General features: G+C 65.6%; 15 protein-coding genes. 7 read left to right on the top strand and 8 right to left on the bottom strand.

Annotated elements, in window-relative coordinates:
• The first annotated feature begins 32 nt into the window (after positions 1-32).
• Positions 33-1,577 carry an MFS transporter gene (locus B9Y86_RS01440; protein ID WP_176223219.1) on the top strand — a complete coding sequence of 515 codons (1,545 nt, stop codon included), beginning with the start codon at positions 33-35 and terminating at the stop codon, positions 1,575-1,577.
• 28 nt (positions 1,578-1,605) lie between these two features.
• Here the strand turns inward: B9Y86_RS01440 and add are convergent, their stop codons facing one another.
• Positions 1,606-2,649, bottom strand: a complete 1,044-nt coding sequence (add, locus tag B9Y86_RS01435; protein ID WP_085482247.1) for an adenosine deaminase — start codon at positions 2,647-2,649, stop codon at positions 1,606-1,608.
• 4 nt (positions 2,650-2,653) lie between these two features.
• The gene (locus B9Y86_RS01430; protein ID WP_085482245.1) at positions 2,654-4,030 is read right to left on the bottom strand and encodes an NtaA/DmoA family FMN-dependent monooxygenase; all 1,377 of its coding nucleotides are present in this window, start codon (positions 4,028-4,030) and stop codon (positions 2,654-2,656) included.
• Between the two features lie 232 nt (positions 4,031-4,262).
• Between B9Y86_RS01430 and B9Y86_RS01425 the strand changes: the two genes are divergently transcribed.
• Positions 4,263-4,820, top strand: a complete 558-nt coding sequence (locus B9Y86_RS01425; protein WP_176223218.1) for a flavin reductase family protein — start codon at positions 4,263-4,265, stop codon at positions 4,818-4,820.
• A 25-nt stretch (positions 4,821-4,845) separates the two neighbouring features.
• Here the strand turns inward: B9Y86_RS01425 and B9Y86_RS01420 are convergent, their stop codons facing one another.
• The 5 genes from B9Y86_RS01420 to B9Y86_RS01400 form a co-directional block, all read right to left on the bottom strand.
• The gene (locus B9Y86_RS01420; RefSeq protein WP_176223217.1) at positions 4,846-5,394 is read right to left on the bottom strand and encodes a helix-turn-helix domain-containing protein; all 549 of its coding nucleotides are present in this window, start codon (positions 5,392-5,394) and stop codon (positions 4,846-4,848) included.
• Entirely contained in the window at positions 5,391-5,999 is a 609-nt protein-coding gene (locus B9Y86_RS01415) for a helix-turn-helix domain-containing protein (protein ID WP_085482239.1), read from the bottom strand. Before B9Y86_RS01415 ends, B9Y86_RS01420 begins: the two co-directional genes overlap by 4 nt.
• A 30-nt stretch (positions 6,000-6,029) precedes the next feature.
• The gene (locus B9Y86_RS01410; protein WP_085482237.1) at positions 6,030-6,482 is read right to left on the bottom strand and encodes a nucleoside deaminase; all 453 of its coding nucleotides are present in this window, start codon (positions 6,480-6,482) and stop codon (positions 6,030-6,032) included.
• The gene (locus B9Y86_RS01405; protein WP_085482235.1) at positions 6,479-7,921 is read right to left on the bottom strand and encodes a purine-cytosine permease family protein; all 1,443 of its coding nucleotides are present in this window, start codon (positions 7,919-7,921) and stop codon (positions 6,479-6,481) included. Before B9Y86_RS01405 ends, B9Y86_RS01410 begins: the two co-directional genes overlap by 4 nt.
• Positions 7,922-8,043: 122 nt before the next feature.
• Positions 8,044-8,295 (bottom strand): DUF6458 family protein, encoded by a 252-nt coding sequence (locus B9Y86_RS01400; protein ID WP_085482233.1) that lies wholly within the window; start codon positions 8,293-8,295, stop codon positions 8,044-8,046.
• A gap of 95 nt (positions 8,296-8,390) precedes the next feature.
• Between B9Y86_RS01400 and B9Y86_RS01395 the strand changes: the two genes are divergently transcribed.
• Positions 8,391-9,461, top strand: coding sequence for a 3-isopropylmalate dehydrogenase (locus B9Y86_RS01395; protein WP_085482230.1), 1,071 nt, complete (start codon positions 8,391-8,393; stop codon positions 9,459-9,461).
• 29 nt (positions 9,462-9,490) lie between these two features.
• Entirely contained in the window at positions 9,491-10,597 is a 1,107-nt protein-coding gene (locus B9Y86_RS01390; RefSeq protein WP_085482228.1) for a branched-chain amino acid aminotransferase, read from the top strand.
• A 103-nt stretch (positions 10,598-10,700) separates the two neighbouring features.
• Here B9Y86_RS01390 and B9Y86_RS01385 read toward each other — a convergent pair whose 3' ends face one another.
• The gene (locus B9Y86_RS01385) at positions 10,701-10,937 is read right to left on the bottom strand and encodes a hypothetical protein (protein WP_085482226.1); all 237 of its coding nucleotides are present in this window, start codon (positions 10,935-10,937) and stop codon (positions 10,701-10,703) included.
• A gap of 85 nt (positions 10,938-11,022) precedes the next feature.
• On the opposite strand from B9Y86_RS01385, the gene B9Y86_RS01380 reads away from it, so the two are divergent.
• Genes B9Y86_RS01380 through B9Y86_RS01370 form a run of 3 tightly spaced genes read left to right on the top strand, consistent with a single transcriptional unit; the run spans position 11,023 to position 14,333 of the window.
• The gene (locus B9Y86_RS01380; RefSeq protein WP_085482224.1) at positions 11,023-11,793 is read left to right on the top strand and encodes a fumarylacetoacetate hydrolase family protein; all 771 of its coding nucleotides are present in this window, start codon (positions 11,023-11,025) and stop codon (positions 11,791-11,793) included.
• 29 nt (positions 11,794-11,822) lie between these two features.
• On the top strand, positions 11,823-13,340 hold the full coding sequence (gene gltX, locus B9Y86_RS01375; RefSeq protein ID WP_085482222.1) for a glutamate--tRNA ligase: 1,518 nt from the start codon (positions 11,823-11,825) through the stop codon (positions 13,338-13,340).
• Positions 13,341-13,343: 3 nt separating this feature from the next.
• Positions 13,344-14,333: an NAD(P)/FAD-dependent oxidoreductase gene (locus B9Y86_RS01370; protein WP_280522287.1), complete on the top strand. Its 990-nt coding sequence runs from the start codon at positions 13,344-13,346 to the stop codon at positions 14,331-14,333.
• The last annotated feature ends 20 nt before the right edge of the window (positions 14,334-14,353 follow it).

Below are 14,353 nucleotides of genomic sequence, written 5' to 3'. Positions count from 1 at the left end.
AGACGAAACAAAAGAAACGAAGAACTCCGATCATGGCTCTGCTCACCACACCTACGCCCGCTCAGCGCGCCGACGACGCGCGGGCGCCTCGCGCATCCGTTCGGCATTGGCTTGCGTTGGCCGTCCTTATGCTGCCGGTGCTCATCTCGAGCGTCGACAACACGGTGCTGAGCTTCGCCCTGCCGGTTATTTCTGAATCGCTACGCCCGTCTGCCGCCGCACAGCTCTGGATCATCGATGCGTATCCGCTGGTGCTCGCGGGACTTCTCGTCGCCATGGGCAACCTCGGCGACCGATGGGGCCGTCGGCGCCTGCTGCTGATCGGCGCCACGGGTTTTGCTCTCGTGTCGATCGTGGCGGCGTTCGCGCCCACGGCCGAGCTGCTGATTCTCGCCCGCGCGGGCCTCGGCTTCTTCGGCGCGATGCTCATGCCATCGACGCTGTCGCTGCTACGCAGCATCTTCCTCGATCGCGAGCAGCGACGACTCGCGATCGCGATCTGGGCAGCCGGATTCGCCGCAGGGTCGGCCCTCGGCCCGATCGTCGGCGGAATCCTCCTCGAGCACTTCTGGTGGGGTTCCGTCTTCCTCATCGCAGTGCCGGTCCTGATCCCGCTTCTCGTGTTCGCGCCGCTGCTCGTGCCTGAATCGCGCGACCCGAACCCGGGGCGCATCGACATGGTCAGCATCGGCCTCACGATGATCACGCTTGTGCCGTTCGTGTTCGCGATCAAAGAGTTCGCGACGCACGGTTTCGAATGGCAGCAGGTGCTTCTTGTACTGATCGGCGCGGCGGCGGGCACACTCTTTGTGCGTCGTCAGCTCGCCAGAGAGAACCCCATGCTCGACATGAGGCTGTTTCGTCGCGGAGCGTTCACTGGTGCCGTGCTCATCAACCTGGTGAGTGTCTTCTCGCTCGTCGGGTTTCTCTTCTTCGTGTCGCAACACCTTCAGCTCGTGTTGGGAATGCGCCCCCTCGACGCGGCTCTGGCGCTGGTTCCGGGCCTGATCGTGATGGTCATCTCCGGACTGGTCGTGGTTCCGATCGTGCGCGTCATCAGGCCGAGCTTTGTTGTCGCCACGGGTCTCGCGCTAGCAGGCACGGCCTACGCCATCATCATGGTCACGGGCCAGCACGCGAGCGAGACGACTCTGGCGATCGCGTTCGCGGTGCTGGGCCTCGGAATCGGAGCAGCAGAGACCATCTCGAACGACTTGATCATCTCGTCGGTGCCGGCAGACAAGGCGGGCGCGGCATCTGGAGTGTCTGAGACGTCGTACGAACTCGGTGCAGTGCTCGGCACGGCCGTGCTCGGAAGTATTCTGACGGCGGCATATCGGAGCGGGGTCAGCCTGCCGGCCGGGCTCAGCCCACAGGACGCCGAGACCGCGCGCGAGACTCTCGGTGGTGCCGTCTCGGTAGCAGGCTCTGTCGGTGGTCCGGCGGGCAGGATCTTGCTCGAGTCGGCCCGGGCGTCGTTCGACAGCGGCGTGGTTCTGACATCGGGGATCGGTGTCGGCCTGATGGTCTTGGCGATCGTGTTGGCCCTGTTCTCGCTGCGAAACACACGTTCCTAGACGCGCCCGAGTGTCGGGCGTTCGCGAATTAGCTGCGCTTCAGGGCTGACAGACGTGCTTCGACCGTGTGCGAGAGGGTTGCGCGGTCGCTGTCGTCGAGCCACGCGGCCCTCACCGCGTTCCGAGTGAACCGCGCGAACTCGGGCAGGCCGTAGCCGAGAGCGCGGGCCAGCGCGCGGAAGTCGTTGACGGCGTCGGTGCCGAACATCGGTGGATCGTCGGAGTCGATGGTGATGGAGAGTCCTGCGTCGACCATCTGCGCGATCCGCAGGTGTGAGCCGTCGCCGCTTCCGGAGTAACGGCCGATGTCCGAGCTCACCGGGGTGCAGGTGAAGGCGATGTTCTCTTCGACGCATCGCGCCGTGATTCTGGCGTCGTCGACGACGTGGTAACCGTGGTCGATCCGCTCGCCGCCGAGTTCGTCGAGGATGACCTCGATGTTGGCGGGCGGGCCGTTCTCGGAGTGCGCCGTGCGGTGAAGTCCCGACCGGCCGGCGAGCTGGAACGCCTCGACGAAGCGCGCCGGAGGGCCGATCAGCTCCGAATAGTCGAGTCCGATGCCAACGACCTCGTCGATGCGATGCTCGATCACCTGTTCCACCAGTTCGACGGCAGCAGAGGCGGAATCATTGCGGTTGAGGCCGATCACCATGCGGCTCGTGATGCCCGTCTCGGTTTCGGCATCGCGCATACCCGCCAGCACCCCGTCGATGATCGTGCGATACGGCACGCCCGGATGCCCCGGCGGGCTCAGGAAGATCTCGCGATGCACGACGCCGAGCGCGGCACCGCCGTCGGTCAGGGTCTCGAAGGCGACTCGGCGGAAGTCGTCGGCGTCGCGCATGACGGAGCCGGCGACATCCAATACGCGCAGGAACTCGTTGAGATCCTCGTAGGAGTCGTGGTCGTACAGCGTCTCGGCATCGCGACCCCCATCGATGACGATGCCATGCTTGCGAGCGAGATCGAGCACGGTCTGGGCCGACACGGCACCGATGAGGTGGTTGTGCAGAGAGACCTTGGGCAGTGCGAGGAGGAGTGCCTCCGTGGCGCTGTCGAGGGGATCGTCCATCGCCTCACGCACCGCTCTGGGCGCCGCGGACAGTGCGAGCCGGGTGCCACTCGGGCACGTCGGGCTCTCCGGTCAGCATGCTGCGAAGGGTGCCCGAGCGGGCGACGTCGGGCAGCAGTCCACGCTCTCGCAGAACAGGCATCAGCATCTCGACGAAGTCGCGATAGCCCTCGTAGCCGCCGTACCAGTTCTCGACGAGGAACCCGTCGATGTCGGTCTGCTCGACCAGTGCCTCGATCTCTGCAGCGATGGATTCGACGGTTCCAGTGAAACGAATCCCGCCGAAGGTCGAGGCTAGCGAGTCGAGGATCTCGCCGACGGTTGGGCTCGTACCGTCCGGATTCCGCCACATGTCGATCATCGTGTGGCCCACCTCGGTCGAGACGGAATCGAGTGTGGCGTGGGGATCGAGGGCGCCGAGGTCCACCCCTGACCAGCCCAGGAATAGGGCAGCGGTCGCCTCTCTGGTGGGGGTCGCGTTGAGCTCCGCCCGCAGGCGCTGCGCCTCGTCCACCGTGTCGGCGATCACGAAGCTCGCTCCGTTGATGATCTTGATGGAGTCTGCCGGTCGGCCCGCCGCGACGGCCTGGGCGCGCAGGCGGGCGACGGTTGCTGCGAGGCGCGCGGGTTCTCGATCCTGAGTGAACACGCATTCGGCGTAGCGTGCGGCGAATGCTGTGCCGGCGGCCGAGGTGCCCGCTTGAAAGAGGGTAGGGGTGCGTTGCGGGGAGGGTGTCGCGGGGAAGTATCCGTCGAACCGGAAGTACTTTCCGTCGTGCTCTATGCGATGCACCTTCGCCGGATCGGAGAACGTGCGGGTCGCCTTGTCGGCGAGGACCGCCCCGTCGTCCCACGCCTCCTCCCAGAGTCGCAGGGAGAGGTCGACGAACTCGGTCGCGCGGGCGTAGCGCTCGTCGTGCGGCGTCACATCCGTCTGGCCGAGCAGGCGCACGAGGGCCTGCTGGTTGTCGCTCGTGACGATGTTCCAGCCCATGCGCCCATCGGTGAGGTGATCGAGGGTGGTGAAGGTGCGGGCGTTGAGCAGCGGATGCTGCGCGGTCGTCGACGCCGTTGCGACGAAGCCGATACGCGGGGCGGCCGCAGCGAGTCCGGAGATCAGCGCGAGCGGGTCGTGCACAGGGAATTGCACGGCATCCCGGATGACGGCTTCGGGCACCTGCCCGGAATCATTCATCGGGTAGCCGATGGCTTCCGCCAGAAAGAAGAAGTCGAATCCGGCCGCGTCCATACGAGCCGCCAGGTCCTGCCAGAATCCCAGTGTCGCGAACGCGCTGGTGTCGCCTCGTTCGTGATGCCAAGCGTTGGCGATGAAGTTCGGAGTGAACTCCTCGAATGCCCCGAGGATGAGCTGCTTGACCATGAGATCTCCCTGCAGAATACGGTGCCACCCGATCTGGGTGATATCTCCTACCGATCATCGCATGGGGCTGCAATGACGGACAAGACGCAGAAGAGGCCCTTCCCTGTAGTCACTGACTATGAAGCGATAACTGTTACAAATCGTTCTCCGCTTCGTAATGCGTCGGAAATGTGGCAGGGAGAGGCTCTGGACTAGACGTGGGCTCCGATGCGCCCATGCGGAGTGGAGAACGATGGAGTGGACGCAGCCGTGGGCCGAGTTCGAGGTGCCCGACGACGATTCCGGACGTGTGGAGATGCCTCCCGTTCCATCCGACCCCGCGGCCGTGAGGCAGATGTTCGCCGAGTATCCGGCTGGCGTCGCGGCGATCTGCGCAGACATCGACCAGAGCGCGGTAGGCATGGTCGTGACCTCGTTGACCGTCGGTGCTTCGTTCGACCCTCCGTGTGTGCTCGTGTCGATACAACGCGACTCGAAAACGTGGGCGTCGCTGTCGACCGCGCCACGCATCGGTGTCTCTGTTCTGTCGGAGAACAACGCCGAGGAGGTTCGTCGACTTGCCTCGCGTACGGGAGACCGCTTCGACAGATCGGTGCTCGGACGCACGGTCGATGGCGCGGTCTTCATCTCTGGCGCGCGCCTCTGGCTCGAATGCCGCATTCTGAGCGCCATGCCCACCGGCGATCATTTCGTCGTCGTGTTGGAGGTGACAGGCGCGAGCGCGCACAAGACGGCTCGGCCGCTCATCTATCACACGGGCTCGACTGTATCCCTGCCCTCGTCAGCCTGAACCGCGTTCGGCTGTCGCGCGCTGCTCAGCGCGCGGAGATCACGATCGTGCGCACGCCGTCGGGCCCAAGAGGTTCGATGGAATGCGGGGCCGAAGCGTCGAGCCACGCGGCATCGCCCGCACGCAGCTCCTGCGCACGGTCGCCGACGGTCAGCGTCATCCGCCCCTCGACGACGACGATGATGTCCTCGCCCGAGTGCTGAAAGGGCACGGGATCTGTCTGCCCCTGCGGATAGCTGGACAGATAGGCCTCGATGCGCCGCCCCGGTGCGCCGAAAAGCATGCGCGTCGACACAGCCTCGCCTGGGCCTTCTGCCGGTAGTGGTACCCCATGCTGGGTCAGCCGGGCGCTGTCGTCGTCTTGCGGAAGCAGTTCGGCGGGACCTGTTCCGAGCGCCTCCGCTATCGCGTAGAGCGAGGAGACACTCGGAAGGGTGCGGCCATTCTCGACATCAGAGAGGAGAGATTGCGACAGCCCGGCCAGACTGGCAAGCGCCCGGGTCGTGAGCCCTCTCTCCTCGCGGGCAGCGCGCACGCGAGTGCCTACTCCGAGCTCCCATCCTTCGGTGATCACGAGTGTGAGTCCAGAGCATCGTGGCCGACGAGGGCGATGAATGCCGAGCCCGGCACGGGTGACTCGTCGGGGCAGGCGAAGCGGTGCGGCACCGTGCCGTCGAGCCACAGAGTGTCGCCGCTCTCCATCCTCAGCGGGGGGAGCCCCTCACGGAGAAGGATGAGAACACCCGCGAGCAGAATGACGAACTCTTCGCCTTCGTGCATGACCGGACGTCGCTCGACCTCACCGGGAGCGATCTCGATTCTCACCGCGCGGAGCTCGCCGACGGTAAGCAGGGGCCGCACCGGGCCTTCGCTGCGTGCACGAGCGCGCCCGATCTGCGATGCGGTGATGCGTTCGACCCGGCTGGTGCTCGGCAAGAGTTTGCCGACCGGCACATCGAGCGCGGTGGCGAGCAGACCGAGGGTGCGCAGACTTGGAAAAATGCGACCGTTCTCGATGTTCGAGACGAACGGTTGTGAGGTGCCGATTCGTTTGGCCAATTCACGCATGCTGATGCCCAGCAGAACTCTGGCGGCGCGAACCTCTAAGCCGATGCCTTCAGCCACAGAGGAGCGGTTCTCCGCCGTCGACGCGGGGTTGACCGGAAGGCGTTCGCTCACCGTTGCGATCTTACCGACAGAGCGCCGGAGCTACTCCTCGCCGATGTCCTCGTTCCACAGCGCTGGGTTGCCCTCGATGAACGCCGCCATCATCGTGATCAGGCCGGGATCGTTGACCACTGTGACCGCGCAACCGTGTTCGGCGATCCAGTCCTGCCCGCCCAGGAAATTCCGGTCGTCGCCGACCACGACGCGGCCGATACCGAACTGGCGCACGAGGCCCGAGCAGTACCAGCACGGCGAGAGGGTAGTGACCATCACGGTGTCTCGGTAGCTGCGCTGGCGCCCGGCGTTGTGAAACGCGTTGGTCTCGGCATGCATTGCCGCGTCACCATCTTGCACTCGGCGGTTGTGGCCGCTGCCGAGCAGAACCCCAGCGCTCGTGAACAATGCCGCGCCGATCGGGATGCCGCCTTCCGCGGCTCCCTTCTCGGCCTCGGCTCGGGCGACGGCCAACTTCTCAGCATCGGTCTCGTAGATCACGCGTCAGCCTCCACTCGCGCAGCCGGCAGGGTCGTGTCGGTCGACAGAGGGGCGCCAAGCGCCGGTCGCACGAGTCGGAAGACCACCACGTAGAGCACCGCCGCCAGGGCGAAGCCGACCAGTGCCGTGAGATCACCGATCTCGGGTGTCGACCGAACGATCAGGCCTACATAGACGGCCTGGTTGGAGAAGAGGCCGATCGATACGACGGCCGCTATGACGAAAGCGATGATTCCGGCGGGGTTGCGGTATTTGTTCTTCTCGTCGACGACCAGCGCAAGTACGGCGGTGCCGCGGCGCAACCACCGGTCGGCGAGAACGATGCCGAGCCACGGCGCGATCCAGTAGGAGATCACGAGCAGGAAGTTCTCGTAGCTCGCGCCGGCGTCCGACATCGCGAGCAGGGCGATGACGAAGCCCAGCACGCCGAAGCCAAGAGCCACAATCGCTCGACGGCGTTCGAAGGGAATCTTGATGCCGATCGCCAGGAACGACATCGACCCCGAATAGATGTTCAGCGCGTTCGCCGAAACAGCACCGACGGCGATGGCGAGGAGCGTGATCGACGAGATCCAGCCCGGCATTCCCGCGGTGAAAGAATCGGTCGGGCTGGCGTCGTCGGCCAGACCACTGTGCACGATGGTCGCGGATGCTGCACCCACGATCATGAGAAAGCTGGTCGAGACGAAATTGCCGAGGCCGGATGCGATGGCTATCTTTCGGCGGTCCGTATCGGCGCGCAGGTACCGGGTGTAGTCAGCCGCATAGGGGTTCCACCCGGCGGTGTAGCCGAATGCGGCACCGGCCGCGAGCATGAAGCCGGCGAAGCCACCGAGGCCACCGGAGCCGTCGCCGGCCGCCGGGGTCGCCGTGTCGGCGTTGGAGAGGATGAAGATGCCGGCGATGAGGAAGATCGCGCCCAGTACGAACATGGCGTACCGCTCGAAGAGCTGCACGATGTCATGGCCGACGAACGCCACGGTCACCTCGACGACAACGACGATGGCGAGGGTGAGTACCGGGTTCCATCCGGTCAGAGTGGCCAGCGCGAAGGCTCCGCTGATGGAGTTGACGGCGAACCAGCCGAGTCCGGCCATCGCCGTGTTCAGGCCGGCGGGCACGATGTTGCCCCAGAACCCGAAGGCCGTGCGCCCGAGCAGCATCTGGGCGAGGCCCTCGCGCGGCCCCCACGTCGAGAGGAAGCCCTGGCTCAGGCTGCCGAGGAAGTTGCCCAGGAGGAGGGCGGCCACCGCCTGCCAGAAGCTCAGCCCGAAATAGAGAACGGCGATGACGCCCACGAAGATCGTGGCGAATTCGAGGTTAGGCGAGGTCCAGGTCGCGAACAACTGCCATGGCGACCCGTGGCGTCTATCCGCCGGGATCGGCTCGATACCGCCGGGTTCGACGAGTTGTGTTTTTGGGGCGGCGGTCAGTGTCATGCTCGGAGTTTAGAACTCCCGAAGTCACGAAAAGTGCCGGTGCGACAACGCGTTACAGTCCATTTACACAACTGAAACGCAACGCCGACCTGGCACGGCGCATCCGGTCGATCGTCACCGATTTACAGCGGGTCTTGCGAGTTCTCCTGACGAGTGACGCGCTGGCCTGTGGCGGGGTCGACCGCGGTGCGCGTGGTCGACGTGCTCTGGCGGCGACGCGCCATCAGTACCAGTCCCAGGATGGTGACCACGAATCCCGCGCCCATCAGGATGTATCCGACCATGCGCAGGTCGATCCAATCCACTTGGATTTCCACCGCGAAGGCGAGGATGGCGCCGACGGCGAACAGGAAGATTCCGAATCCAATACTCATAATTGGCATCATATGGACGCAGCGTCCTCTGCGGTAAGGCGTTGACAAGTAATCTTGCACTTGTCGTTTTCGAACCGATCCAACGCAGGAGCACTATGTCGCGCACCATCAGACTGGCCGTCATTCCCGGAGACGGTATCGGCCCGGAGGTCGTCGCCGAAGCAGTGAAGGTGCTCGACGAGGTGGCGCCGTCGGCCGGCCTCACCATCGAGAAGACGCAGTTCTCGCTCGGTGCGACACGCTTTCTCTCCACGGGTGACGTGCTGACCGACGACGATCTCGCGTCCATCTCGTCGCACGACGCCATTCTGCTCGGCGCCGTCGGGGGAGTGCCGGGGGACCCGCGCCTCGCGAACGCCAACATCGAGCGAGGCCTGCTGCTGAAGCTGCGCTTCACCCTCGACCACTACGTGAACCTGCGCCCCACCACGATCTACCCCGGCGTCGACAGCCCGCTGTCGAACCCTGGCGAGGTCGACTTCGTCGTCGTGCGCGAAGGAACGGAGGGCCCCTACGTCGGGAACGGCGGGGCCATCCGCGTCGGCACGCCGCACGAGATCGCGAACGAGGTGTCGATCAACACGGCCTACGGGGTTGAGCGCGTGGTGCGCTTCGCCTTCGAAATTGCCCAGTCACGGCCGGCCAAGAAGCTGACACTGGTGCACAAGACCAACGTGCTCACCTTCGCCGGAGGCATCTGGCGCCGGCTCGTCGACACCGTCGGGGCCGAGTACCCCGAGGTCGCGGTCGACTATCTGCACGTCGATGCCGCCACGATCTTCCTGGTCACCGACCCTGCTAGGTTTGACGTCATCGTCACAGACAACCTCTTCGGCGATATCCTCACCGATCTGGCCGGCGCAATCAGCGGCGGAATCGGCCTGGCGGCCTCGGGCAACATCAACCCCGACGGAGCCTTCCCCAGCATGTTCGAGCCGGTCCACGGATCCGCGCCCGACATCGCAGGCAAGCAGATCGCCGACCCCACGGCCGCGATCCTGTCGGTGGCACTCCTCCTCGATCACCTCGGGGTTCCGGATGCCGCGGGCACGGTTCGCGACGCCGTGACGGCCGACATCGCCACCCGGCAGGCAGACCGACCGCGCACGACGAGTGCCGTGGGCGACGCCATCAGAGACGCCGTGGCCGCGTCGCTCGCCCGCTGACACCGAACCTTTCGACTAAGGAACTCGCAATGACCGATCTCGACAGCACCTTCCCGCTCACGTTCACCCTCACTCCGTCAGAGGCGGTGCGTGCCGAGGTCGAGCGCGAGGCGATCCTGGCCGACCCGGGCTTCGGCAAGCACTTCACCGACCACATGGTGAAGATCGACTGGACCCTGGCCGACGGCTGGCACGACGCCGCCGTCATTCCATACGGTCCGTTGCTGCTCGACCCCGCGGCAAGCGTTCTGCACTACGCCCAGGAGATCTTCGAGGGGATGAAGGCCTACCGTCACGCAGACGGATCGATCTGGACCTTCCGGCCGGAGAAGAACGCCGAGCGCCTGCAGCGCTCCGCACGGCGTCTGGCCCTGCCCGAACTCTCGACCGACGACTTCGTCGAGTCGCTCAAGCAGCTGATCGCGGCCGATGGCGCATGGGTACCCGAGGGCGGCGAGACGAGCCTCTACATCAGGCCGTTCATGTTCGCCAACGAGAGCTTCCTCGGCGTGCGCAGCGCACAGAAGGTCGGCTATTACGTGATCGCCAGCCCCGCGGGTGCGTACTTCCCCGGTGGAGTGACCCCGGTGTCGATCTGGCTGTCGACCGACTACGCGCGGGCGGGTCGCGGGGGCACGGGTGCGGCGAAGACGGGTGGCAACTACGCCTCGTCTCTGCTTCCTCAGGAGGAGGCGTACGCCAACGGCTGCGCACAGGTGCTGTTCCTCGACTCGTCAGAGGCAAAGTACCTCGAGGAGCTCGGCGGCATGAACGTGTTCCTCGTAAAGAAAGACGGCACGCTCGTCACGCCCGAATCGTCGTCGATCCTCGACGGCGTCACCCGTGACAGCATCATCGAGTTGGCCAAGGCGCGTGGGCACAAGGTGGAGCACCGCAAGGTGACCCTCGACGAGTGGCGTGACGGAGTCGCATCCGGAGACGTGGTCGAGGTGTTCGCCTGCGGCACTGCCGCGGTCGTCACGCCGATCGCTGCGCTGAAGGGTGACGACTTCTTGGTCGGCGACCCGGATGCCCCGGCCGGCGAACTCACGATGTCGCTGCGCCAGGAGCTCACCGACATTCAGTACGGTCGCATCCCCGACGTCCATGGCTGGCTAACCCGCCTCGACGCGTAGGGCCATAGCGCTGGTCGAGTAGCGAGGCACGAGCGTATCGAGACCACTGTCGGTCGTGATCTCGATACGGCCGCAGGCGGCCTACTCGATCAGCGCAGCTTTGCTACTCGCGCTCGCGGTCGTCGGCCATCTCGAGGTAGCCGCTGAGCGCTGCGATGAACTCGTGGCTCGGAACGTAGCTCGGGTCTGCCTGAACCTTCACGTATTCGGCCTGCAGCTCGTCGATGGCCTGGTCGATCTCGAGCACGGCGAGGGCGTTGCGCTGCTCGTTGTCGAGGCTCACGAGGAATCCGATCGCGCGGTCGATGTCGGCCGCTCCGCCGAAGGAATAGTCGGACATGGTTGTGCTCCTCGAGGCTTGCTCCGTGATGGGCGAGGAGTTGCTCGCCCCTCGATAGCGTAGCGTTCGGACTAGGCTCGGAAGCGTGAAAATTGCGCGCTTTACGGTCAGCGGGGGAGAGCCCCGGTTCGGAATCGTCGATGAGACGGAGATCGTCGTTCTGGTGGGCGATCCCATGTTCGTGGGCTACGAGACCACAGAAGAGCGAGTGCCGCTCGATGCGAACGTCAAGCTGCTCGCACCGGTCATCCCTCGCTCGAAGGTCGTCGCAGTCGGCAAGAACTACGCCGACCACGCGGCCGAGATGGGTGGCGAGGCGCCGACCACACCCCTCATCTTCCTGAAGCCCAACACATCTGTGATCGGCCCGGGCGACGCCATCCAATTGCCGCGTGAGAGCTCGCAGGTCGAGCACGAGGGCGAACTCGCCATCGTGATCGGCAGCATCGCACGAGATGTGAAGAAGGAGGACTACGCCGACGTGGTCTTCGGCTACACGATCGCCAATGACGTGACGGCCCGCGACATCCAGAAGGCCGATGGCCAGTGGGCCCGCGCCAAGGGGTACGACACGTTCTGCCCGCTCGGCCCGGTCATCGAGACCGAATTCGACTTCTCGGATGCCGCCATCGAGGTGCGCGTCGACGGCGAGTTGCGTCAGAGCGGCAACACGAACCAGATGATCCACTCGATACCCGAGATCGTCGCCTTCGCGTCGAGCGTGTGGACATTGCTGCCCGGCGACGTGATTCTCACCGGCACCCCTGCGGGAGTCGGGCCGTTCGTCGACGGCCAGAAGGTCGAGATCTCAATCGAGGGCCTCGGGCTCTTGAGTAACCCGGCCAAGAACCGCTAGGCGCCGCTGATCGGTAGGATTAGAGAGGTATGTCGAATCCCTCCCTGCACCCTGTGTCCACCGCGACTGGCGCCGACGTTCGCGTTCGGTTCTGCCCGTCGCCCACCGGTACGCCGCACGTCGGCCTGATCCGCACCGCCCTGTTCAACTGGGCCTACGCCAGGCACACGGGCGGCAAGCTCGTCTTCCGTATCGAAGACACCGACGCGGCTCGCGACTCGGAGGAGAGCTACGGTCAGCTGCTCGACGCGTTGCGCTGGCTGCGCCTCGACTGGGATGAGGGCATCGACGTCGGGGGTCCCGACGCGCCCTACCGCCAGTCGGAGCGCACAGACATCTATCTCGAGGTCATCGAGAAGCTCAAGGCCTCGGGCCACCTCTACGAGAGCTTCTCGACCGCCGAAGAGATCGACGCGCGCAACGAGGCAGCCGGCCGCGCCAAGCAGCTCGGCTACGACAACTTCGACCGCACTCTCACCGACGAGCAGCGTGCAGCCTTCAAGGCCGAGGGTCGGCAGCCCGCCCTGCGCCTGCGCGTTCCCGACACCGAGCTGAGCTTCACCGACCTGGTTCGCGGCGACATCACGTTCCCCGAGGGATCGTTCACCGACTTCGTGGTGGTTCGCCCCAACGGCGCCCCGCTCTACACGCTCGTCAACCCGGTCGACGACGCGCTGATGCACATCACGCACGTGCTTCGCGGCGAAGACCTGCTCTCGTCGACGCCTCGCCAGATCGCGCTCTATCACGCGCTCATCGACATCGGCGTGGCCGAGTGGGTGCCGCAGTTCGGCCACCTGCCCTATGTCATGGGCGATGGCAACAAGAAGCTGTCGAAGCGCGACCCCGAGTCCAACCTGTTCCATCACCGCGACCGGGGCTTCATTCCCGAGGGCCTCGTCAACTACCTCGCGCTGCTGGGCTGGTCGCTCACCCACGATCGCGATGTCTTCTCGATCGACGAGATGATTGCCGCGTTTGACGTGAAAGACGTGAACCCCAACCCGGCCCGCTTCGACCTGAAGAAGGCGGAGTCGATCAACGGCGACCACATCCGCATGCTCGCCAGTGTTGATTTCGCGGCCCGCACGATTCCCTATCTCGTGCGCGACGGCATCCTGACCGAGCCCCTCGACGACGACCAGGAGCAGCTGCTCTTGAAGGCCGCGCCGCTGGTTCAGGAGCGCATGGCGCTGCTCGGCGAGGCGCCGGCCATGCTCGGCTTTCTGTTCCGCCCGGGTACCGAGCTCGAATACCAGCCGGATGCCCTGGCCGGGCTCCCCGAGAACACCGGGCTCGTGCTCAGCGCGGCGCTGAACGCCCTCGAACTGGTCGAAGAGAGCAACTGGAACGCCGCCGAGATTCAGGCCGCGCTGCAGGCAGCACTGATCGACGGCCTCGGGCTCAAGCCACGCGTGGCCTACGGTCCTCTTCGTGTCGCCGCATCGGGACGCAAGATCTCGCCGCCCCTCTTCGAGTCGTTCGAGCTGCTCGGCAAGGCCGAGTCGATCGCGCGCATAGACCGTCTCTCGAGTCGGCTGGCCTAGCCCGTGATCGAGATCTCGCGGCCCAAAGCGGTAGCGCCTGTCGAAGGGCACATCGACTGCGTGATCATCGGTGCGGGCCCGGCCGGAATGTCTGCTGGGCTCAATCTCGTGCGTGCTCGGCGCACGGTTCTGCTCATCGACAGCAATCGGCCCCGTCACTCGGCCACGCTGAAGAGCCACGGCTTTCTCACGCGCGACGGCGTCTCGCCGCTCGAGCTGCGCAAGACGGGCCGGGCCGAGTTCGAGTCGTACCCCATGGCGTCGTTCCAGCAGGCGCTGGTCACGAGCGTCTCGGTATCGGATGCGGCAGGCACGCCCGCAGAAGAGTTGAGAGGCCGCCCCGAGTATCGGGTGCAGGCTTCCGCGATCCGCGGCGGTGGATCGGTCGACGTCACGGCGTCGGCCGTGCTGATCGCCTCGGGGCTCAGCGAGACCCTGCCGGCGCTGCCGAGCGTGCGGGCCTACTACGGGTCGAGCCTGCACAGCTGTGTGGAGTGCGACGGCTTCGAGAAGAGCGACGAACCGCTTGCCCTGATCGGCGAGAGTGACGACCTCGCCGAGCGGGCGTTGCTGATCTCACAGTGGTCGAGCGATCTCATCGTGTTCACCAACGGAGTCGGAACCATCTCTGAATCCGACGAGGCGGCGCTGGCCGCGCGTGGCATCCGGGTTGAGCACCGGCCTATCGCCGACGTCGTGGGCGACCGCTCAGGACTGACTGGGGTGCAGCTGGTCGACGGCGAGGTGATCCCGCGCACGGGCGGTTTCATTCGGCCGCTGTGGGAGACGAAGCTGGAGTACGCGTCGTCGCTCGAGATTCCGGAGACGGCGGATGGTTGGATCGAGGCGGATGCCGATGGGCGCACCGCGGTTGCGGGCATCTACGCAGCGGGAGACGTGGTTCCTCCGGGGCCGCACCAGCTGATCGTGGCGGCCGGCGAGGGTGCGCGTGCCGCGGCCGTGATCAACCGCTACCTGATCGGCTCGCTGTAGGGCGACTCGTTCCCTGAGCT

It is taken from the genome of Agreia pratensis (assembly GCF_900177685.1).
Lineage (GTDB): Bacteria > Actinomycetota > Actinomycetes > Actinomycetales > Microbacteriaceae > Agreia > Agreia pratensis.
The sequence above is the reverse complement of the archived record's forward strand: the minus strand, read 5'-3'. Positions and strand labels throughout refer to the sequence as shown.